The 23,666-nt window shown below is 34.3% G+C and carries 13 protein-coding genes and 1 CRISPR repeat array; of the genes, 4 read left to right on the top strand and 9 right to left on the bottom strand.

What is annotated here, in order from left to right; all coding sequences use genetic code 11:
• Positions 1-48 precede the first annotated feature (48 nt).
• Genes cas9 through cas2 form a run of 3 tightly spaced genes read left to right on the top strand, consistent with a single transcriptional unit; the run spans position 49 to position 5,340 of the window.
• Positions 49-4,101 (top strand): type II CRISPR RNA-guided endonuclease Cas9, encoded by a 4,053-nt coding sequence (cas9, locus tag FLV_RS14695; RefSeq protein WP_243234896.1) that lies wholly within the window; start codon positions 49-51, stop codon positions 4,099-4,101.
• A 2-nt stretch (positions 4,102-4,103) separates the two neighbouring features.
• A complete protein-coding gene (gene cas1, locus FLV_RS14700) occupies positions 4,104-5,000 on the top strand; it encodes a type II CRISPR-associated endonuclease Cas1 (protein ID WP_243234897.1) in 897 nt (298 codons plus the stop codon).
• On the top strand, positions 4,993-5,340 hold the full coding sequence (gene cas2, locus FLV_RS14705; RefSeq protein ID WP_243234943.1) for a CRISPR-associated endonuclease Cas2: 348 nt from the start codon (positions 4,993-4,995) through the stop codon (positions 5,338-5,340). The genes cas1 and cas2 overlap by 8 nt, the downstream gene beginning before the upstream one ends.
• Positions 5,341-5,455: 115 nt before the next feature.
• Positions 5,456-7,094: a CRISPR direct-repeat array (repeat unit 46 nt; unit sequence GTTGGGAATCATAAGTAAAAATACAATTTTGAAAGCAATTCACAAC).
• Between the two features lie 77 nt (positions 7,095-7,171).
• Here the strand turns inward: cas2 and FLV_RS14710 are convergent.
• The 3 genes from FLV_RS14710 to FLV_RS14720 all read right to left on the bottom strand — a co-directional run bounded on the left by FLV_RS14710 (position 7,172) and on the right by FLV_RS14720 (position 10,111).
• Positions 7,172-7,630 (bottom strand): RNA methyltransferase, encoded by a 459-nt coding sequence (locus FLV_RS14710; protein ID WP_243234898.1) that lies wholly within the window; start codon positions 7,628-7,630, stop codon positions 7,172-7,174.
• Between the two features lie 205 nt (positions 7,631-7,835).
• Positions 7,836-8,876: a LacI family DNA-binding transcriptional regulator gene (locus FLV_RS14715; protein WP_243234899.1), complete on the bottom strand. Its 1,041-nt coding sequence runs from the start codon at positions 8,874-8,876 to the stop codon at positions 7,836-7,838.
• A 230-nt stretch (positions 8,877-9,106) separates the two neighbouring features.
• Positions 9,107-10,111, bottom strand: a complete 1,005-nt coding sequence (locus tag FLV_RS14720) for a family 43 glycosylhydrolase (RefSeq protein ID WP_243234900.1) — start codon at positions 10,109-10,111, stop codon at positions 9,107-9,109.
• Between the two features lie 416 nt (positions 10,112-10,527).
• Between FLV_RS14720 and FLV_RS14725 the strand changes: the two genes are divergently transcribed.
• Complete coding sequence (locus FLV_RS14725) at positions 10,528-11,901, top strand: sensor histidine kinase (RefSeq protein WP_243234901.1); 1,374 nt, start codon at positions 10,528-10,530, stop codon at positions 11,899-11,901.
• Positions 11,902-11,940: 39 nt separating this feature from the next.
• On the opposite strand, the gene FLV_RS14730 is transcribed toward FLV_RS14725, so the two are convergent.
• The 6 genes from FLV_RS14730 to FLV_RS14755 all read right to left on the bottom strand — a co-directional run bounded on the left by FLV_RS14730 (position 11,941) and on the right by FLV_RS14755 (position 23,666).
• On the bottom strand, positions 11,941-12,756 hold the full coding sequence (locus FLV_RS14730) for a rhamnogalacturonan acetylesterase (RefSeq protein WP_243234902.1): 816 nt from the start codon (positions 12,754-12,756) through the stop codon (positions 11,941-11,943).
• A gap of 313 nt (positions 12,757-13,069) precedes the next feature.
• On the bottom strand, positions 13,070-14,059 hold the full coding sequence (locus tag FLV_RS14735) for an alpha/beta hydrolase (RefSeq protein ID WP_243234903.1): 990 nt from the start codon (positions 14,057-14,059) through the stop codon (positions 13,070-13,072).
• A gap of 117 nt (positions 14,060-14,176) precedes the next feature.
• A complete protein-coding gene (locus FLV_RS14740) occupies positions 14,177-16,759 on the bottom strand; it encodes a carbohydrate-binding protein (RefSeq protein WP_243234904.1) in 2,583 nt (860 codons plus the stop codon).
• A gap of 11 nt (positions 16,760-16,770) precedes the next feature.
• Positions 16,771-19,989 (bottom strand): pectinesterase family protein, encoded by a 3,219-nt coding sequence (locus FLV_RS14745; RefSeq protein ID WP_243234905.1) that lies wholly within the window; start codon positions 19,987-19,989, stop codon positions 16,771-16,773.
• Positions 19,990-20,546: 557 nt separating this feature from the next.
• A complete protein-coding gene (locus tag FLV_RS14750; protein ID WP_243234906.1) occupies positions 20,547-22,241 on the bottom strand; it encodes a glycoside hydrolase family 28 protein in 1,695 nt (564 codons plus the stop codon).
• 204 nt (positions 22,242-22,445) lie between these two features.
• Positions 22,446-23,666: a glycoside hydrolase family 105 protein gene (locus tag FLV_RS14755; protein WP_243234907.1), complete on the bottom strand. Its 1,221-nt coding sequence runs from the start codon at positions 23,664-23,666 to the stop codon at positions 22,446-22,448.

Here is a 23,666-nt window from a genome sequence, read left to right on the forward strand (position 1 = left end):
GAGAATAATTTAGATAACAGGAAAAATCATTAAAAAATATAGATAATAATGAAGAAAATATTAGGATTGGATTTGGGGACAACATCAATTGGATGGGCATTCATTAACGAAGCAGAAAATGAGAATGAATCCTCATCTATTATAAATACAGGAGTACGCATTGTGCCTCTAACTACTGATGAAGAAACAGATTTCAAAAAAGGAAATACAATATCAATAAATGCAGACAGAACATTAAAGCGTGGAACAAGAAGAAGTTTGCAGCGTTTTAAACAAAGAAGAGATGCTTTATTGGAGATTTTTACCAAACTAAAATTCATTTCTTCCAATTTTGTTTACGCAGAGACTGGTTCAGAAACTACTTTTTCATCATATCAATTAAGAGCAAAATCAGCCACAGAAGCTGTTACCAAAGAAGAATTGGTCAAGGTTTTATTGATGCTCAATAAAAAACGTGGTTATAAAAGCAGTCGAAAAGCAAAAACTACTGAAGAAGGAGACGCCATTGACGGAATGAAAATTGCCAAAGAAATTTTCGAAAGTAATATGACGCCTGGACAATGGGTTTACAATTCATTATCGAAAGGAGGAAAATATATTCCTGATTTTTATCGTTCGGATTTACAGAAGGAATTAGAGAAGATAGTTCGTTTTCAAAATCAATTTCATTTAGAACAAATTAATGATAAATTATTAGAAGACATTCAAGGAAAATCCAGAACAATAACCTCTCAGCATTTTTCAAAGACATTAAACATCCCTCTCGCCGAAAACAAAGGAACAAGAGAAGAAGTAAAATGTCAACATTATAAATGGAGAAATGAAGCTTTGATAAATGAACTCGATTTGAAAATTCTGGCATTTATTATTACGGAAATTAACAATCAAATTAATCAATCCAGCGGTTATCTTGGTGCTATTAGCGACCGTAGTAAAGAATTGTATTTCAATCAGGAAACCGTTGGGCAGTTTCAATACAAACAACTTGAGAAGAATGCACACGCCAAACTAAAAAATCAGGTTTTCTATCGTCAGGATTATTTGGATGAATTTGAAAAAATTTGGGAAACGCAAGCAAAATTTCATCCCGAATTAAACGATAAATTAAAAACAGAAATTCGAGATATTACCATTTTCTACCAACGAAAACTGAAATCACAAAAGCATTTGGTGAGTTTTTGCGAATTTGAAAAAGGACATAAAGCTATTCCAAAATCATCACCCTTATTTCAGGAGTTTAGAATTTGGCAGAATTTAAATAATGTTGTTGTTAAAAACGAAATGACAAAAGAGCCTTTTCTTTTGGATGAAGATTTGAAACAATTAATGGCTCAAGAACTATTATTTAAAGAAAACATGACCGATTCGCAATTAATCAGTTTTTGTGGACTTAAAAAAACAGAATATTCGGTTAATTTTAAGAAAATTGAAGGAAACAGAACCAATACTTCTATTTACAAAGCTTTCGAAAAAATACTAGTTTTAGAAGGTTATGACGAATTAGACTTTTCCAAATTAGATGCTTTCGATATAAAAAACATCTTCAAATCAGCTTTTTCTGATTTGGGAATCAATACGGCTGTTTTAGATTTCGACCCAAACATTCAAGGAAATAATTTTGACAAACAATCTTATTACCAATTCTGGCATTTATTGTATTCGGCAGAAGATGATGATAAACTAAAAGAAGCTTTAAAAAACAAATATGGTTTCAAAGAAAACCATATTCCTTTTCTTTTAAACATACAATTACAAGCTGATTATGGAAGTTTGAGTGCAAAAGCGATAAAAAAAATATTACCTCATTTGATGGATGGACAGATTTACGACAAAGCTTGTTTGATGTCAGGTTACAATCATTCTTCATCGTTAACTACAGAACAAAATAATGAACGTGTACTAAAAGACATTTTAGAATTACTAAAGAAAAACAGTTTGCGAAATCCTGTGGTAGAGAAAATCCTTAATCAAATGATTAATGTGATTAATGCTATAATTAAAGACCCTACAATGGGAAAACCTGATGAAATTCGTGTAGAATTAGCTCGTGAGTTGAAAAACAACAACGAACAGCGAAATGAAATGACAAAACAGATTAATAAAAGTACTACAGAACACGAGCAAATAAGGAAACTTTTACATTTAGAATTTGGAATCCATCGTGTAACCAGAAATGATATTATCCGCTATAAACTTTGGAAAGAGTGTGATGGTATTTCACTTTACACAGGAAAACCAATAGAACCTTCAAAACTATTTACAAAGGACTACGATATTGAACATATTATTCCAAAATCTCGTTTGTTTGATGATAGCTTTTCAAACAAAACTGTTTGTGAACGTCAATTAAATATCGACAAAAGCAACAAAACCGCCTATTCGTTTTTACAAGAAAAATTATCTCTAGAAGAATTTGATCAATACCAAAAAAGAGTAAAAGGTTTATTTGGCAAAATTAGCCGAACGAAACAAAACAAACTCTTAATGGCTGACAATGAAATCCCCGAAGATTTTATTGCTCGTCAATTAAGAGAAACACAATATATTGCCAAAAAAGCCAAAGAAATTTTATTGGAAGTTTCTAGAAATGTAACCACAACAATTGGAAGTGTAACTGATAAATTGCGTGAAGATTGGGAATTAGTCGATGTAATGAAAGAACTCAATTGGGAGAAATACGATAAATTAGGTTTAACGTACCTTGAAGAAGGCAAAAATGGAGAACGTCTATACAAAATTAAAGATTGGACAAAACGAAATGATCACCGCCATCATGCTATGGACGCCATTACGGTTGCTTTTACGAAGCCTGCTTATATACAGTATTTGAATAATTTAAATGCAAAAACACAAGGAGACAAAAAAGCAGATTCTATTTTTGGGATTGAAATAAAATATTTAAAAAGAGATAAGAATAACAAACTTAGATTTATTGAGCCAATTCCAAACTTTAGAGAAGAGGCAAAAAAACAACTCGAAAGTATTTTGATTTCTTATAAAGCCAAAAACAAAGTAGTCACTAAAAATAAAAACGTTACTAAAAAAAGCGACGGAACTAATCAGAAAATTCAATTGACGCCAAGAGGACAACTACATAAAGAAACTGTTTATGGAAAATTACAACGTTATGAAACCAAAGAGGAAAAAGTAAATGCAAATTTTACCGAAGAATATATTCAAAAAGTAGCAAAAAAAGAGTATCGTGAAGCTTTATTAAAAAGATTAGAACAAAATGACAACGATCCCAAAAAAGCATTTACAGGCAAAAATGCTTTAAACAAAACACCAATTTACATTAGTTTAAAAGACAATAGTGTAGTTCCAGAAAAGGTAAAAATGGTCTGGTTTGAAGATAATTATACTATTCGAAAAGACATTACACCTGACAATTTCAAAGACTTAAAAAGCATTGCTAAAGTTATGGATTTGGGTTTGAAAACTATTCTTGAAAACCGTTTGGCAGAATTTGGTAATGACCCTAAAAAAGCATTCGCAAACCTTGACGAAAATCCCATTTGGCAAAACAAAGAAAAAGGAATTGCAATAAAACGCGTAACGATCAGTGGAGTGAGCAATGCACAAGCTTTGCATACTAAAAAAGACCATTTTGGCAATGAAATTTTAGACAAAAATGGCAAACCAATACCTGTTGATTTTGTAAGTACAGGGAACAATCATCACGTTGCCATTTATAGAGATGAAAAAGGCAATTTACAAGAAGAAGTCGTTTCATTTTATGAAGCTGTTATTCGTGTCAATTCTGGCTTTTCAATCATCAATAAAAATCACGAAAAAGGTTGGGAATTTCTATTTTCTATGAAACAAAATGAGTTCTTTATATTTCCTTCAGAGAGTTTTAATCCACACGAAATAGATTTATTAAGCCCAAATAATTATCATTTGATTAGCCCTAATATTTTTAGAGTACAGAAATTTACAATTAGAGACTATTTTTTCAGACATCATTTAGAAACCACTGTAGAAGATAAAAAAGAGTTAAAAGAAATTTCATACAAACGTTTAGGGCTTAATGGAATTAATAACATTATAAAAGTCCGTCTCAATAATTTAGGTCAAATTGTTCAACTAGGTGAATATTAGTTATGATAAAACGAACTCTTTTCTTCGGCAATCCAGCTTACTTAAGCACTAAAAATGAGCAAATCGTAATTTCTTATCCTGACAAGGAACAAGAAACCAAAACGGTAGCTATCGAAGATATTGGGGTAATCGTTTTAGAAAACCAGCAAATAACCATAACCAATGGGTTGTTAGAAAAACTAACCCATAATAATGTTGCCTTAATCAACTGCGATCAACAACATTTACCTATTGGTTTGTTGATGCCTTTGAGCGGGCATACGGAGCAAACAGAACGTTTTAAAAATCAAATTAATGCTTCGCTCCCACTCAAGAAAAATTTATGGCAACAAACCATTAGCGCTAAAATAATCAATCAGGCTGGTTTACTCAAAGAAAAAGGGATACCGTGTAGAAAAATGGAACTTTGGGCAAAAGAGGTCACCTCAGGCGATGCTCTTAATCACGAATCAAGAGCTGCGGTTTTTTATTGGCAAAACCTCATTAAAATAGAAAATTTCACCAGAGGACAAAAAGGAATTCCGCCCAATAATTTATTCAACTATGGTTATGCCATTCTGAGAGCCATTACAGCAAGAGCTTTGGTGAGTTCAGGGATGTTGCCTACCCTGGGCATTTTTCATCGTAATAAATACAATGCCTATTGTCTTGCAGATGATATTATGGAACCCTATCGCCCTTATGTTGACTTGATTGTATGCCATATTATGGAAACTGAAGATTCATTCGAAGAATTAACAATCGAAATCAAAAAACAATTGCTAGGTGTAGCCTCAATAGATGTAAATATTGATGGTAAAAATAGTCCTTTAATGGTTGCCATGAGCCGGACGACCCATTCATTGCAAGAATGTTTTGAAGGAAGTGCCAGAAGAATTTTATACCCAATTTATGTATGACGAGCATTATACACGTTTAAATCAATATAGAAGTTTGTGGATATTAGTTTTTTTTGATTTGCCCACCGAAACGAGAAAAGAACGTAAAATAGCTTCTGGATTCAGAAAGAAGTTATTAGACGATGGATTTTCTATGTTTCAATTTTCTATTTATATGCGATTTTGCGCCAGTAGAGAAAATGCAGAAGTACACACCAAAAGAATAAAAAACAGTTTGCCCGAACATGGCAAAATTGGTGTTATGCAAATTACAGATAAACAATTTGGGATGATGGAACTTTTTTATGGAAAAAAACCGGTAGAACCAGAAAAACCTTCTCAACAATTAGAACTTTTTTAAAAATTAGAATTTAAAAAAGTATAATACACTCTGCATCAATACTTCAATGTGTCAATTTTTCAAATTCTAATAAAACTTATAACTACCAACATATCAAACGATTAACTCGCGGTATGTTGGGAATCATAAGTAAAAATACAATTTTGAAAGCAATTCACAACTGGATTCGAATTAAAAATTGAAAGTATTTGTTGGGAATCATAAGTAAAAATACAATTTTGAAAGCAATTCACAACTTAGTTTGTTTGCAAATTTCAATCATTCTTGTTGGGAATCATAAGTAAAAATACAATTTTGAAAGCAATTCACAACTAAAGTCTTGATAGGCTGTTAAGTCGTCCAGTTGGGAATCATAAGTAAAAATACAATTTTGAAAGCAATTCACAACTAATCGGGGCTATCATTAAGGCAAAAATGGTTGGGAATCATAAGTAAAAATACAATTTTGAAAGCAATTCACAACGGTCGCTGGGTGCGTATGCAGTATCAATCAGTTGGGAATCATAAGTAAAAATACAATTTTGAAAGCAATTCACAACGGAGAAGGTTGTTTTATTACCAGCCAGAACGTTGGGAATCATAAGTAAAAATACAATTTTGAAAGCAATTCACAACTGAAACAACTTATTTCAGTGCGTTCAAATAGTTGGGAATCATAAGTAAAAATACAATTTTGAAAGCAATTCACAACTGGTTCAGCCATGATTAAAATCCGTTATTAGTTGGGAATCATAAGTAAAAATACAATTTTGAAAGCAATTCACAACCTACCAACGGTAATTAAACTGCTGGTATCCGTTGGGAATCATAAGTAAAAATACAATTTTGAAAGCAATTCACAACTAGACGGTAACGAAGAAAATTCTTTTGTATGTTGGGAATCATAAGTAAAAATACAATTTTGAAAGCAATTCAGAACAGACTTTTAGAAGAAGAATCGATAAACAAGGTTGGGAATCATAAGTAAAAATACAATTTTGAAAGCAATTCACAACGAACTTCGTCTTGAGCGTAACCTACATTTAGTTGGGAATCATAAGTAAAAATACAATTTTGAAAGCAATTCACAACCGGAAATCAATTTCGAGCCAGCACACAAAGGTTGGGAATCATAAGTAAAAATACAATTTTGAAAGCAATTCACAACCGAAACTCACGATCAGTTTATTGAATACATGTTGGGAATCATAAGTAAAAATACAATTTTGAAAGCAATTCACAACTGTTGATAAAGGATATAATACAAATCCTGAGTTGGGAATCATAAGTAAAAATACAATTTTGAAAGCAATTCACAACTATATCCGACTGTAATAATTCAGCACGAATGTTGGGAATCATAAGTAAAAATACAATTTTGAAAGCAATTCACAACGGGGAAGCAAACAATGTAGGTGAATTTATGGTTGGGAATCATAAGTAAAAATACAATTTTGAAAGCAATTCACAACTATCTGGCAGTTAGCCATTTCCTTCCCTCCGTTGGGAATCATAAGTAAAAATACAATTTTGAAAGCAATTCACAACTAAGGCCAATCCTTCTTGCTTGCATTGCAAGTTGGGAATCATAAGTAAAAATACAATTTTGAAAGCAATTCACAACTGGTCATTTATCACATCATACAGGTAGAGGTTGGGAATCATAAGTAAAAATACAATTTTGAAAGCAATTCACAACTTTGCATCAATTGTTTTCTGGGTATAATAAGTTGGGAATCATAAGTAAAAATACAATTTTGAAAGCAATTCACAACTGTATGGTTGCTGTTCTAATGCGTCGGCAAGTTGGGAATCATAAGTAAAAATACAATTTTGAGAAAAGAGATGTATCTTAAGATCTCGGCTTAGCCAAGTTCCTGTCGTACATAATGATAGTACCTGCCACAGCCACGTTTAAGCTCTTTTCGGATTTGAATTTAACTAAATGATGGCATTTTTCCATTGCTTTTGTGGATAAACCATGATCTTCTGCTCCTAATAAATACACGCAACGTCTTGGATGTTCAAAGGTTTCTAAATCGGAAGCATTTTTACTTAATTCTACACCAACCAATCGCGCTCCTTTGGGCAGATTTTCGTAAAAAGCTTCAAAAGTATCATAATGAAAATACGGAATTGACTTAACTGCATTATGAGTGTCACAGGCTTGTTTAGCATATCGATTGCCTATGGTAAATATAAAAGTAGCACCTAAATTTTGAGCCGATCGCCATAAAACCCCTAAATTTTCAGGTGTTTTACCATTTTGGATGCCTATGCCAAAGTATTCATTTACAAAGTTGTCATTCATAGAAACAAAAGTACAAACTGTAAAGCGATAAATCAATTTTTTTGTTTTGGTAAAAAGAAGTTCTAATTGACCTGGCTTTTGAAAATTTATTCAACCCTACTCCATCAAAGTCTTTCTGTCTGCCTCTGTTTTCCTTTGAATAAATTTATTTTTTATGTAATCTATTTTAAGTAAAGATTAGTTATTTATTCCGGAAAAAAGTTAATTACTGATTTACCGCTATATTATTTCTTTTTGAACTGCTTCTGATAATCAGGTCAGATTCGATTATTTTAGTTATAATTTCATTACTTTCTTTATTTTTCAAAATATGCTCAAAGTAAACCATTGCGGCCTGATATCCCACTTTTTCACTATTCTGATCAACTGTAGATATAGAAGGTGAAATGATTTCTGTAAAAGGCTCATTAGCGTATCCAAAAACACCAATATCTTGTGGTATTTTGAGCCCTGATTGTGTTATAGCTAATATGATTCCCAAAGCCTGCAAATCTGATATAGCGAGAAATGCATCGGGCGGTTCAGGCAACGAAAGCAGCTTTAAAGCAGTTTGAAATGCATTTTCTTTACTTATATTGTCTTCTACAATAAAATGGTTTGGAACGTGCATTCCGGCTTCTTTAATTGCTTTAATAAAACCTTCCTTTCGACTCACAAACAAATCCATGTGTAAAGGCCCACCAATAAATGCTAATCGTTGGTAGCCTTCTTCGATCATGCTTTTTGTTGCTTTGTATGTTGCATCTTTATTATCATTTATAACTCTGTGTCCTGGAAAATTTTCATCACAGCGATCAAATTGAATCAGATTTATTTTATGTTCTAAAACCTGTTCTAAAATTTTGGCAGATTGTGTTTCTTTTGAAAGTGAAATTAAAATACAGTCAACGTTTTGATGAATCAGTGTTTCGATTGCTGCTTCTTCAATGTCTGATTTTTCATGAGACTGGCAGATAATCAGATTGTGTTTGTTCTCTGTACATGCTTTTTCAATACCGGAAATAGCATCTGAAAAGAAACTCTGATTGATATGAGGTACAATTACACCAAGGGTTCTGGATGAACCGCGTCTTAAATTTGCTGCTTGTGTATTATGCTTAAAATTAAGTTCGGCAGCTTTTTTTAAAACAGTCTCCCTTACCTCTTCCTTTACCCCGGGTTTATTATTCAGGGCTTTGGAAACATAGGATACAGAAAGTCCAAGTTCCTTTGCTAAGTCGTATATGGTAATTCTTTTTGTACTCATGCCGCAAATATATCTTAAAAGACCTTAATACTATATAAAACATATCAATATGGTAATATATTTATGAATATACTTTATTTTTTAGTATTAAAAGCCTGTTTTTTTGTTTCTTGTTATTGTTTATGTCTGAAATTATAACAATTCAATTTGTTTTATGGTTTTCTAAAGAGTTTTTAAAATATTTAGATTTTAAGATAACTATTGACTGTGCTTTATAAACCACAATCCGTTTAATCATTTTTGTTCTGCATAAAATCAGGAAAGCCGCTTTTGGTAAACTCAACAACTCTTGCTCGCGTAGCACGATTTTTATCGGATAATTCATGTCCTTGAATTTCTTTATAATCCCTTGCGTGATAAATCATTATTGTTGATTTTCCATCTTCGCTTGTTGTAAATGAATTGTGGCCCGGACCGTATCTTTTCAGTGCTTCATTTGTATAAAAAACAGGTCCCGGAGATTTTTGCCAATTTGTAATATTCAATAAATCTGTATTTTCATTAATCCATAACAAACCCATGCAATAGTTATGATTTGTTGCGCTTGCTGAATAAGTTACAAATATTTTTCCGTTCTTTTTGATTACGGCAGGACCTTCGTTTACATTGTATTTTTCTCTTTCCCAGCTAAATTCCGGTTCGGTTAAAATCACTTCGGGACCTGTAAGTGTGGTTGGGTTTTTCATTTCTGATAATACCAAAGCGGTACCATGACTTCCTCCTCTTACATTTTGTGCCCATATAAGATATCTTTTGCCTTTGTGCTCAAAAGTAGTAGCATCTAAAGAGAATGATTCTTTTTGCGTTTTCAATTGCCCTTCTTCAGTCCATTTTCCTTCCATTGGATTCGCTGAAGGATTAGATAATACCCAAATCCTGATATTCCAAATATTTTCAGACTCACCTGCAGCAAAATAGATGTACCATTTTCCGTCTATCCTGTGCAATTCAGGAGCCCAGATATGGCTGCCCATTACTCCTTTTTCATGTTTATGCCAGACTTCTTTGTCTTTCGCTTCTTTTAAACCGTTTATACTGTTGGCTTTTCTTATTACAATTCGGTCATATTCAGGAACTGTTGCGATTAAATAATATTCTCCGGCATCTGTTTTATATACCCACGGATCAGCTCGCTGTTCTGCAATTGGATTGTTAAATGTAAAGGATTGTGAATTCCCTTTAAACGGGGTAATTACAGCCATTATTGCCAAAAAGAAAATTCTAATTAATTTCATGCTTATTTGATCTCTTATTTTATTTTTATTTAAATATAATATTCAGTTAAAGTTATCTAGTTACTTTGTTTAAAGAAAGTTACTGATTTAATAATAATTTTACATAAACAATGTTTTTTGTGTCTTGAATTAATATGTAAAGGAGAAAACTAAAAATTACTTCTCAATTTCATCTATCAATTCTTTTTATTGGGCTGTTTATAATTGTAAAATAAACACTTATGGAATAAAAGTAATGAAATAAAAATTATACACAAATAATTATTGTTTTTTGTGGATTTATTTTATTCTTTATATTAAAAAAGCAGTAGAAACAATAATCCTAAACGAGTATCATAATCAGGTATTTCTATAGAATACTACTGTCTTAATTTGTATATTTGCATAATCCATTTTTAAATAAGCCTGAGTCAATAATGTTCGAACTTTTACGTTTAGATCCAAAAACTATTTTTCTACTTTATTTTTGGGGCAATTTTTTTACTTGTATTCTTATTTTTAGTTACTCATTTTCATACGCTACGAGTGATAACCGAAAAACTTTAAAATGGTTTAGTTTAGGGAAATTATTACTGACAATTGCTTGGATATTTATTATTTTAAGAAATATCATAAACGATTTTATCTCCATCAATGTAGCTAATTCTATGATTTTTTGTGCCTGCTGTTATGAAACGATGGCTATGTTGTCGCTCCTTAAAACAGGCGTAAAGAAACCTTATAGTTTACAGATAGGGATTACGATTGCTGTTATATTAGTTTTCAATTTGGGAACTTTATTGGGCTGTAGTATAAATACCCGTATTATAATGGGATCCATTGGAATATTTGTCATTTATTTACCCCCAACATTCATCTATTTTACTGAAAAAAGACAAAACGTTTTTAGAACCTTTTATTTACTTTGTTATGTTGGATTTGAAACTCTAATTGTGATACGGGCGATTAACCGGTGTATTTATCCGCAAAATAATTTATATTCTTATGACATTTTGGATAGTCTGTACAGTATTGGTTTGTTCCTGTTATCTTTTATTGGAATCGTAGGATTTTTGTTGTTGGTAAAAGAAAAACAAGATAATAAAATCCAGAAGCTTCTGGACGACAAAAACCAATTTTTTTCTATTATATCACATGATTTAAGAGGACCATTAGGATCAGCTGTTTCCCTTTCAGGATTATTGACTGAAGACATAGAAAAACATAGTGAGGAAGAAATCAAAGAAATTTCAGAAATGCTGTATCAATCTAATAAAAACAGTTATAAATTGTTGGAGAATCTATTAGAGTGGTCGCAAGTACAGACCGGAATGATAACATTTAGCCCTAAAAAAACAACTCTGAATGCATTGATTAAAGAAAATATTGAACTGAATAAAAATGCTGCGTTAAATAAAAACATAACACTTTTATTTGATTCGGCTGAACTTATTGAAATTGAAGTAGATAAAAACATGATTGATACTGTTTTACGTAATTTACTGAACAATGCAATTAAATTTACAAGCAAAAACGGCAAAGTTGAAATAAGACTATTAAAAACAAACCGAAAAGTAGAAATAGCGATTACAGATAACGGAATTGGAATTCCTGATAACATGAAAGAAACCCTATTTAAAATAAATAATAAAGTCATTCAAAAAGGAACAGAAAATGAAGCCGGAAGCGGACTGGGATTATTACTTTGCAGTGAATTTATAAATATGCACCAAGGCAAAATTTGGGTAGAAAGCCAACTTGGAAAAGGCAGTTCTTTTAAATTTACCCTGCCATTAGAACAGATTTTTTAGCCATATTTAAGACGCTAATCTTCTTCATAAAACAGATGGCTATTTATTTTTAAAACTAGAATTCAATTCTTTCAACCCTTCAAAAACAAGTCTGGCTACTTCTATTCCTCCTTTGGTTTGAAAATGGGTATTGTCTTTTTGACCTTCAGGATAAGCTTCATATTTCCCTGCTGGCAAATTCATAAAATAATTTTCAGATACAAAATCTTTTCCTTTTTTTGTAAAAAACTCCCTTGAAGCTTTGTTTAAATCGATTAAAGGTACTTTCATCTCAGCAGCGATATCTTTAGGTGCTTTATCATATTCGCCGTGAACATCGTTTAAAACATTTTCTTTCCACGGAAAATTTCTGGCAACTGGGGTAAGAATAATTGGAGAAGCTCCTTTTTCGCGCGCCTGAGACACAAATAATCTTAAAAATTCTTTGTAACCCTCAATATCCACATATCTTTCGGTTTTATCTACTGCGCCATCATTATGACCAAACTGCATCATAACAATATCTCCTTTTTTTAGATTTTCATATACCGATCTCCAGCGTCCTTCCTGAAAAAAGGTTCTTGTACTCCTTCCTCCTTTTGCTCGATCATCAATACGAACACTATCTGATTTTATCAAATTTTTCAATTGTTTTAAACTGTCTTTGGCGAAAAAAGGCTGAAAAACCTGTCCCCATCCTGTAACCGGATATCTCGTTTTCATATAGTCTTTTCCCGGTTCATAATTATTGGCATAATCAGCCATAGTTGAATCGCCGATTAAATAAACGGTTGTTACATTGGACTTTTTTGTCGTAAAAGCCATAATCATAAGGCTGGCAGCAATAGAAATAGAGATTGCAAATTTTGATTTCATATTATTTATTATAGTTTTTTAGTAGTTGTTCTTTTGTCACATTGAGCAGAGTCGAGATGTATTGATGGTTCTCGACTCCTCTACCAATGATTTTTTATTGTACTCAATACCTCTTTACCCAAGTGTCACCCTGAGCGGAGTCGAAGGCTTGAGAATTGCAATGGGCTTCGACTAAGTTTATCCTGAGCGTAGCCGAATGGACTCAGCCTGACAAAGGTTCCGATGAAATTTAGGAACTTAATTTGATAACGTCATTTAATATTTTTTTTTAATTCATTCTAAAACTGCTAGTTGAGATGTTATCTAAATCGTCCTATTTGTTCAAATTTTTAATTAAAAAATCATGTATATAATTAATTGTAGGATCTACCCAGGGTTCAAAGAGCCAAAAGGGATGAATTTTTGCATCAAATTTATGGACTTCAGTATAAATTCCCCACTCTTTCATCATTCCGATCAGTTCATCCTGACCTGCATGAAATCTAGGATAACCGCTATTGATAAATAATATGGGACAAGACTTTTCGTTTGCCCAAAAAATACCCGAAGCATCTTTCCATACTTCAGGTTTTTCATTGAATGTACCTCCGAGCCACTCTACATCGGGAGAATTCGGTTTTCGGGTTAAATTAAGAGACAAAGGTGCCATAAAATCGACAACTCCGTCAATGTCAACAATAGCCTGTATGTCGCTTGAAAAGCCTAAATTGCCCTGATCTCCTTCTTTAGATGCTACGCCATTTGTAAGTCCAACCAGCATCGCCAATTGTCCACCGGCAGAACAGCCCGAAATGGCAATTTTATTCGGATCTATATTATACTTTTCAGCATTTGCCCTTACCCATCTTACAGCTGATTTGATGTTATAAACTGCTGCCGGATACTTTGCTTCTTGCGAAAGTTGGTATTCAACACATATCGTTACGATGCCTTTGGCTGCCAGTTTTTGTGCCATCGGAATTTGCATTGTTTTATCTCCCGATCTCCATCCTCCTCCATGGACCATAATCAGGGCGGGATATTTGCCTGACTTTTTTGGAGAAAAAACATCTACATGTAAATCCCTGTTTCCGAAAGGTGTATTTTTTAATGTCGTATAAACAAGCTGTCTGTATTCTGAAACTCCCGTTGGTAATATGTCTTTGGCAATTTTAATTTCAGGAAAGCGTTTTTTATTCTTTCTGAATTCATTGGCTACATTGTATGAAGTGTCTTTTGGAATAGTTCGAACATCATCCTGAGCCCAAGTCTGCAAAAACAGGAATGAACATACTACTAAAATAGCTTTGTCAAACAATCTCATCTTTTATTTATTAAATATTTTATTCAAAGTAACAGCTATAAATTGAGTTTTTACCTTAAGAAATTATTAAAAAAAGGGCTTATTATCACCATAAATATCAATAATAAGCCCAAAATTTTATTTCACAATTATTCTTGTCGTCAATCCAGTTTTTAAGCTTTTGATGATGTAAATCCCATCAGCCAAATCATTGATAGAAATTATTGTTTCCAGATTAGTTGTATTAACCTGTTTTACAACAAGACCAGCAAGATTAATGAATGCTACAGTATCATTATCTACAAATGATTTTAGCGTTATTTCATTTTTACCAACTGTTGGATACGCATAAAACAAATTGCTTTTGTTTGCATATTTGGGTACAGCAAGAGTTCCGTTTTGAACGTCTGTTATTTGTTTTACAATGCTGTTGATGTAAACCTCAATGTTTGTGTATTCAGTGTCAAGCGATTTCAGATTACCATCAGCGGCATTAGAAGGGTTTAACCCTTTTTCGGTTTCCCATGAATCCGGCATACCATCTTCGTCAGTATCATCGGGTGCTGGTGCTGTAGGCAATACTGGCCATCCACCAGTAGCAGTTTGGGTGTCAATGTATCCATTTGTACTTCCGTTACCGCCATCCATAATAGATGCTGTTCCGGATCTAGTATCACTAACAGCTCTGATATCGACAGCATCTCTAAATAAATTTGCTCCTGCATGATCTAAAATCAGCTCATACGCTTTAGTTGCTGAATGTGTTGTAATTTCTGCAAAAGGATGTGGAGTTTCAATCTTCAGTTCCTCTTTGTTCGCTTCGGTTACCGGTAATTGGCTTCCATGAAATTGATTAAACACACCGTACGTCCAGTTGTCCTGAGTGGTTCTTGGAGATCCGTCTACATAATTTCCATCAACATAATATTTTCCCCAGATTCCGTACATTGGTGAAGTTGCATCCAGAATTCTTCCTGTAGATAAAATACGTTCTTTAGTATTTTTAGAAGTTCCGGGTCCGGGTTTCCAGTAATTATTTACCAGGTTAACATTCATTCCGTCTCCACCGTAGCAGCTGTTGCCACCCCAGTTGTAGATTACATTATTACGCACATCAACCAAATCAGTTAAGGCAAAAATATCGTTTGCATATTCTCCAAGTCTTGGATTACGGCTGTCATGGTGTGCCAGTAAATTGTGATGAAAAGAAGCATTTCTGCCCCCCCAAACACCACCATAACCATGAGCTCCTTTACCGTGAACAGAATTTCGAAGACTTTCGGAAATTATACACCATTGAAGTGTAAAATTTTCATTCTGATAAAAAGAAACGCATTCATCCGTAGACCAGCTCATTGAGCAGTGATCGATGATGATATTATTTTGAAAACGTCCGCCTAATGCATCGTTTTCGACATTTTTAACATCTCCCATTCTAAAACGCAAGTAACGAACGATGATATTATTGCCTCTTACTTTTACATTATAATCCCTTAAAGTAATTCCTCCACCGGGAGCTGTTTGTCCTGCGATTGTGATGTTATCCGTAATATTTAATTCGCTTTCCAGTTTAATCGTTCCTGATACTTTAAAAACAACAATTCTGGGACCGCTCTGAGCAATTGCAGCCCGAAGAGAACCTGCTCCTGAATCATTTAGATTAGTAACATAAATCACCTTTCCGCCACGTCCTCCGGTTACATATTTACCATAACCTTCTGCTCCCGGGAAAGCCGGAGTCCCTTTTTGATTTCCTCCTGCTGTTCCCCAAAAAGCATAAAACGTCTGATTGCCTGTGGTTGTCGTTTCAATTTTCTTAATCGTATTTGGTACTGTTGGCGAAGTTGACCATCCGTAAAATGTGTAGCCAAGCAACGTTGGTGCAGGCAAAGTTACTGATGTCGCTTCTGTATAAGCTGTTGGAGTTAAACCTGTTAATATTGATCCGTCAATTGAGTTTTGATACGATATAGTATAGGTGTTAACCGCTTTAAATTCTGCTACATAAGTTGTATTTGCCGTAATTGCAAAGGTAACCGGATTAGCCGTTGAAACTGGCGTTCCGTTACCATCTGTCCATCTTACAAAATTATAACCAAAGTTGGCAGCTGCCGTTAAACTTATTTGCGTTCCGTCTACAAATTGTGTTCCGGACTGGCTTGCCGTTATTGTTCCCCCAGAAACCGGGCTAACATTGGTTGACAATGTATAAATATTAGCATTAGCGTTATTAGTTACTTTTTCAAAATAATCAAAATTACCCACATAATTATTTCCTGTTAAAGGTTTAAATACAAAGTACAAATCATGTGTACCTGTCGTTTGTGCTATAGCTACAGGGAAAATTTGATAGGTTGTCCAGTTTCCTGTTGAAGTCGTATTAATATTGGCTGTACCAATTAGAGTACCGCCAACTGCATCTATTCTTATTTCTACAGTCCCTGCCAAAGTTCCAACTGTTGGTGATCCTGTTTGCGTTCTGCTGGCTGCTGCGATATCAAAACGGGTATCATATTCACTAAAGACATGTCCTGTAAATCTAATCCAATATCCATTTTTGCAATTTCCGATATTCTTACCACCAGAGAGTGCAGCATTCGTTTCTATGGATACTCCGTTGGCGGCACTGTAATTCTCCGCTTCAATTCGCTGGATGGTTTGCGAAAATCCTATTGCTGAAAAGAGCATCAGTAATAAGGAAATTAATAATTGTTTTTTCATATTTAGATTTTCTAGTTTTTAATTGCTTTCACCTGATAAACAACACCTTCTGAATTTTTCATTCTAATAATATAAACGCCGGCATTCAACGTACTTAAATCTATTGAAGGGGCTGTATTTGCTGCCAGAATTCCTTGTTTTACCTTTTGTCCCAGAACTGAATAAACCTCATAATTCACGTTTCCGATTCCTTCAGGTAATGTTAGGTTTACGATACCTTTTGTAGGTATTGGATATGCATGTACCGGATTTTGATCTTTTACAGTTCCCAATCCCAGAGTACCAAAAGTACTAACGGCACTCAAACCACCATATTCACTAACAGCCTGTACAGTGTACACATGATTTCCTCCTGTTGCGGTACTATCAACATAAGAAGCATCACTTGTAATAGCCAATACCTTACCGTCTCTGCTTACAACATAGCAAATAGCATATTGATTATTATCCCATTTCAGGGTATTGTTTCCAAGATTTAAAAGATTAGCCGGTGCTGCAACTTGTTCTACTACTAATCTTGGATTCCATTTGTCTGTTCCGCTCAAAACATTCTCTATCGTGTATTGATCTGCCTGTGCTTTGGTTAAAACCGGATTATAATTTCCTGTCTGAGCTACGCTGCTTACTGTAAAAACATTGGTTCTGTTAGCTGTATTTACCGCTACTCCACTTCCATTTACACTATTGTATTCTGCAAAAAGTGCCGGTAATGTTCCCATGCTAGCCCAACCCAATGTGTTGGGTTCGTTTACCATTGTTGTATTTAGATAAACGGCTCTTGGAGCATTTTGCCAAGGACGGCCTAAATAATAACTGGTAGCCGCCGTAATGGTGTTGTTATTAAAAATATATCCGTACTGAACATCGGCAGTATGATTTGGAGCAACAATATAACCACTTGCTACAGAAACCAGTTTACACTCTTCAAACCAGTGTGTTCCGCCTCCGCAGATAAAATCCACATCGCCTTCAATGGTCGATTGATAGTAAAAACTTCTGTTACCGCCTGTAACCTGAGTATCCTGTTTACTTCTCAGTTTGATTCCGTTATACACATTTCGGTCTCCGGCAGGATTAAGTGCAGGTTTTTGTCCTGAATTAACTACTCCGTCTTTATGTTCTATGGTAATATTTTCCATATACAAATCATTGGCTTCAATTGAAAGTACCGGGTTTTTAATTCCCTGTCCGGGATTTCCCTGCAGAATGACTTTATCTTTTGATTGTGCAATTAAAGACACATTGTTTTTTCCTGACGGAAGCTGAAGCAAAATTCCCTGTGGGCTTGTGCCATCACCACCTAAATTATAAGTTCCGTTTGTAATCAATACCAAAAATCTTGTTGCTGAATTAGAAGGTGCTTTACTAAATGCTTCTGCTATTGTTTTTACATATTTGCCTGAAGTTACCTGGTCTGCTGTTGCATTTGCATCGACAATCAAATCGAAAATACGTTTAGCAGGAATTGGTTTTTCCATGGTTTTAAAAGATATTGAAACTGTTGTGGCAGGATTACCTGAAAGATCGGTAACTAATCCTGTTGGCACACTGAAAGTATATTGTGTATTATAATCTAATCCGAAATAGCTGAATTTTACCGTTTTATTGATGAATTCCGAATTTAAATTTTTGCCATTAAGAGTTGCCAGTCCGGTACCCAATTTAACTTTTTCATCATAATTAAGAATAATGTTTCCGCTGGCACCTGCAGTTGTTGAAGCATTAGCAGGAAGCGAAGAAATAAGTACGGGAGCAGTCGCATCTGCAACAAAAACTTCTTCGGCTTTAATCATCACATTTGATAAAACTGTTGCCGTTACATCAGTTGCACTTCCGTGTTTTGCCCCGTTAATGTTTGGAAACCATCTGATATATACTTTTTCTTTTCCTTCTGCTTCAACCGGAAGTATTCCCTCAATTGGTGTTACAGAACTTGTATTAATGGTTGTCAGCGCAGAAAGATTCTGAAAATTTACACCATCAAGTGAGTATTGAAAAGTCCATTCATTACAACCATAATAATAACCGATAAGTCCTGATGAAATGTTTATATTTTTATATCCTATGGTAGAAAAAGACGTCATAAAGTAGAAAAAATCACCTCTGACAGTATTCCAAACACAAAAACCATTTTTTCCTCCTCTGTTTTGCAGTCTCACATTTGGAGCAAAAACATTGTCTGTAACATTATATGCGGATAATTGCGGTTTATTTTCGATACTAGAAAACAATTCGGCAATTCTTGGATTTGCATATTGATCGTTTTTAAAAGTCCAGCCTGCAATAAAGGATGCATTATCATAAGTACCTGTAATGCTTTTGTTTTCATTCATGGTAACCGAAGTGCTCAAAGCCGTTGACCCGTCAGACCAATTGTTGAATTTAATAATATCATTTTCAACAGCAGTAATCGTAACATTTGTATCTTTTTCGTAAACTGAAAACGCTCCATCCTTACCAGCAGGAGAAACCGTATATTCTCCTAATCCAAATGCACCAGCTACATTTACGCTTAAATTATAAGTATCAACTGCAGCATATTCTGCTATAAGAGTGCTATTTGCCGTAATTGTAAAAGTATATGGATTTGCCGTTGAAACCGGCGTTCCGTTACCGTCTGTCCATCGAACAAAATTATAGCCAAAGTTTTTATTTGCCGTTGCTGTAATTGCAGTTCCTTCAACAAAATTAGTTCCGGCAGGATTCAAAGAAATGGTTCCTGATGACGCAGGACTAACATTAGTTGCCAAAGTATAAGTGACAGCACCCGGAATAGTAGTTACTTTTTCTAAATAATCTATATTAAATAAGTAACCTGTATTTGTAGGATGCTTAAAAACAAGGAATAAATCATGTGTACCGCTTGTTGGTGTAATGGATGCCGAGAACATTTTGTAATCGTTAAATCCCGTGGAACCGCTTACTGTCGCAGTTCCAATTAAAGTTCCTGTTGCAGAACCTAATCGAAATTCAATCGTTCCTCCTACTGCTCCGGCTGCAAAAACATTAAAATTAGTGTCATATTGATTAAATATATGGCCTATGAAACGAATCCAGGTATTGTTTTTAATGTACCCAACATTTTTTCCTCCGGAAAGTGCAGCATTATTTTCTGACTTTGCCCCTGAACTCAAATTATAGCTTTCGGCTTCAATCTTTTGGACTGTTTGCGAAAATCCCATTACTGAAAACAGTATCAGTAACAAGACGATAAGGTATTGTTTTTTCATTTTGTGGTTTGGTTTTAGTTAGTAGCTTATTTTTTCCTGCTCCAATTTTAATTTTGAAGAAAGGTTCATTCAATAATTTAATTTTTCATATATGTAAAATTTATTTTTTAGCAGTCATATATGGTATCGCCTTTTATTTATTGGTGTTTGCTTGCAGCAAACTCTTTGTTAATGGCAATTTCATGTTTAAATAAATTTTATCAGTTCGAGTAATCCCGCCCAAAAGCGGGATTGTATTGAAAACAGTAAACTATCAAAACGGTTTCCGATACATTTTTTTTCTCTGTTTAATTACAGAAAACACTCGAATTGATCTTTTTAATATTTTTAACCAGTTGGGTAAAATTAAAAATAAGTGTCAGGCTGAGTCCATTCGGCTTCGTTCAGGATAAACTCTGTCGAAGCCCTTTTGTGTTCAAAAGCCTTCGACTCCGCTCAGGATGACATCAATTTCTTATTTTATACTTTTTATAATCAAATCAACTTTTTTAATCAATTTCACCCAACGGGTATTTCTATTATAATCCAATACTTTATAACTAATTACTAAGGACTAATCACTCAATAAGCTTAACTTCGTCTTTTATCGATTGCAGTACTTTTATATCTTCGTCAAAAGTCAGTTTCTTACCGTTTGTTTTTAATGAAATATCTTTTGTTGAATCGCCTCCAACCCAAAACATCTGGTTTTCTCCGGTAGATTTAAAACTTTCAATGTTTACATTTTGACTGTTTGAAAAACTTACGGCTATTCCGGGTTTATCAAGTCTTAAATCCAAATTTTTGAAATCAATTTTACTGGCATAATTCATTTGAACACCAATATCTGACCGGACAATCATGTTTTCAAATTGTATATTTTGAACAGGCATTTCAGGAATTCCCATAATTTTTAAGGCTTGTCTGGCTCCGTTTACATATATGTTTTTAAAATACATATTCTTAAAAGCCGGCGTTTCTTCTGTAATCGGCATTTTTTCAACCGTCATCTCGCCTGTAAGCTCGTCTTCGTCTATCGATTTTCCAAAGTAATACAGGTTAAAATTGATTGCATCTGTTGGAATGTTATTCATTTTTATGTCCTCCATCCAAATATTTTCAACCACGCCTCCACGACCTCTGACCGATTTAAAACGCAGACCACAATCAGTTCCGTTGAATGTTAGGTTTTTAACAAAAATATTTTTAACACCGCCTGACATTTCACTGCCAATTACAAAACCGCCATGCGCATGATAGACCACACAATCCGTAATTACAAATAATTCGGTTGGTCTTCCTCGTTCCCTGCCTTCCTTATCTTTACCTGATTTGATACAGATCGCATCATCACCCACATCAAAACGACAGTTTTTAACAGTACCGATTCGGCAGGACTCTAAATCAAGACCGTCACCATTTTGAGAATACCACGGATTACGAATCGTTAGATTACTCAAGGTAACATGCTCGCACATTAACGGATTGACATTCCACGCAGGAGAATTCTGAAAAGTAACACCATCTAAAAGCAATTTTTTACAATTCACAAGACTTACCATTACCGGACGAAGTGCCTGTTTGTAAGGTTCCATATTTTCGACAGTAGCCGTTTTAGGAAGTTTGTCTTTTTCTTCGTTTCCAATATAAGCACCTTCTGAAGGGTACCATATTTTACGGTCTTTAGACAAAGCACCTCCAGATTTGATAAGTTCACTCCATTGTCCGGCGGTCATTTTACCAATTTTAACCGGACGCCATGCTGAGCCATTTCCATCAAAAATTCCCTCTCCTGTAATGGCAATATTTTCTAAATCAACTCCCATAATTGGAGATTCACATCGGATAACCTTGTTTCCTTCAAAATAAGATTCTATCAGTTTGTATTGTTTTGTATCACTTGTAAACGAGATGAAAGCGCCGTTTTTTGTATGAAGATTTACATTGCTTTTCATCTTAATTGGCCCAGTAGTCCACATCCCGGAAGGAATCACAACTACACCTCCGCCCGATTGTGAACATTTTTGGATAGCATCGTTAATTGCTTTTGTACAAAGTTGTTCCGTATTGGGCACAGCTCCAAAATCAACAATATTCAAAGTGTCTTTTTTGAATGTTGGAATCTGTACTTCCGGCATATTGAAAGGTATTTTACTTTCTATTGATGCCTTGTTTTTTTGCTTAGCTTTATTTTGAGCAACAGCCATATTCCCTGAGAAAATCAGGGAGCACATTGCTAATCCGATAAGGGAAACTGCTTTAATTTTTATCATAATTATTTCTTTTATAAGTTGGATGAAATTTAATGTCCTCCTGAGCGCATTCGTCTTCGCTCAGGATAAACTTCGTCCAAGGTTTTTTTGACTTAAAAGGGCTTCGACTCCGCTCAGCCTGACATCTACTCTTTGAATTACATCCAAAAGATTTTTTAATAAAATCTATGTTTCTATGTGTTTAGATTGAATTTTATAATCATTCTACTTTTTATCCAAAATCTTTTGCAATTCGATACCCGCCATAATAAACGGACCAACAGCTTTAGCATCATTGTCCCTGATTGGTTCAGAAATATAATATTCGAATGAACCATCACGATCCCGAGGATTTTTACCTCCTAAACCGGCAACAGCACAGCATTTTGTAATAGAAATGGTTCCGTCTGGATTTTCTTTTATGAATTGTTTCTGAATTGCGTTAAAACCCGTTTTTGCCGATTTTAGAAACTTTGAACCTACATACCCTTTTCGATATGCTTTGGCAAATGAGTAAACAAACATCGTAGAACAGGTTGATTCCAGATAATTGCCTTTCCGTCCCGGCTGATCCATTACCTGCCACCAGACTCCAGAATCTTTTTGCTGAGCATTGCGGACAGCTGTAAATACTTTTTGCACTATTTTTATCAAGTCTTTTCGCTTTGGATGGTCTGTTGGAACAAAATCTAAAATATCCACCAAAGCCATACAATACCAGCCCTGTGCGCGTCCCCAAATATGAGAAGAACGTCCTGTTTCCTTATTTGCCCAATATTGTGCTTTCTTCTCATCATAACCATGAAAATTCAGTCCGGTTTTTGAATCAAAAGTGTGTTTTTGAATCAGTTCTGCCTGTAAAATCGCATCATCAATTGACTTCGGAACATTAAAAACGGCTCCATATTCTGCTGAAAATGGATCTGCCATATAAACACCGTCCAGCCACATTTGCCAGGGATAGCTTTTTTTATGCCAATAACCTCCATCAGAATTTCTTGGATGTCCTTCTAACTGTTTGTGGAGGGTATCCATGGCTTTTTTGTATCGCTCCTCGCCTGTTTTTTTATAAATTTCAAAAAGTATTTTTCCGGAGTTTATTAAATCAAGACTGTATTTTTCGAGTTCATAACCGCCCAATATTTTGCCTTCCTTATCAATCAGCTGATCAGCATAGGAAACTCCGTAATCCCAGTACTTTTGTTCTTTGGTATAATCATATAACTGCTGATTAGCTAGTGTTACCAGACCGTTTGTGTAATTCCATTTCGGAAATTTTACACCATCCAGAAAAACCGGATTTGGAGTACGCTGTTGGTCAGAATCGGCCATTTTTTTTGCCCATTCGATTGGTGAAATTTGATTATCTTGTGGTTTTGATTGTCCAAATGAAGCCAAATGGCAAACAACCAAAGAGAGAATACAATATTTGATTTTACTTATCAT

Origin of the sequence: Flavobacterium pectinovorum, from assembly GCF_022802975.1 — a bacterium.
Classification (GTDB): Bacteria; Bacteroidota; Bacteroidia; order Flavobacteriales; family Flavobacteriaceae; genus Flavobacterium; species Flavobacterium pectinovorum_B.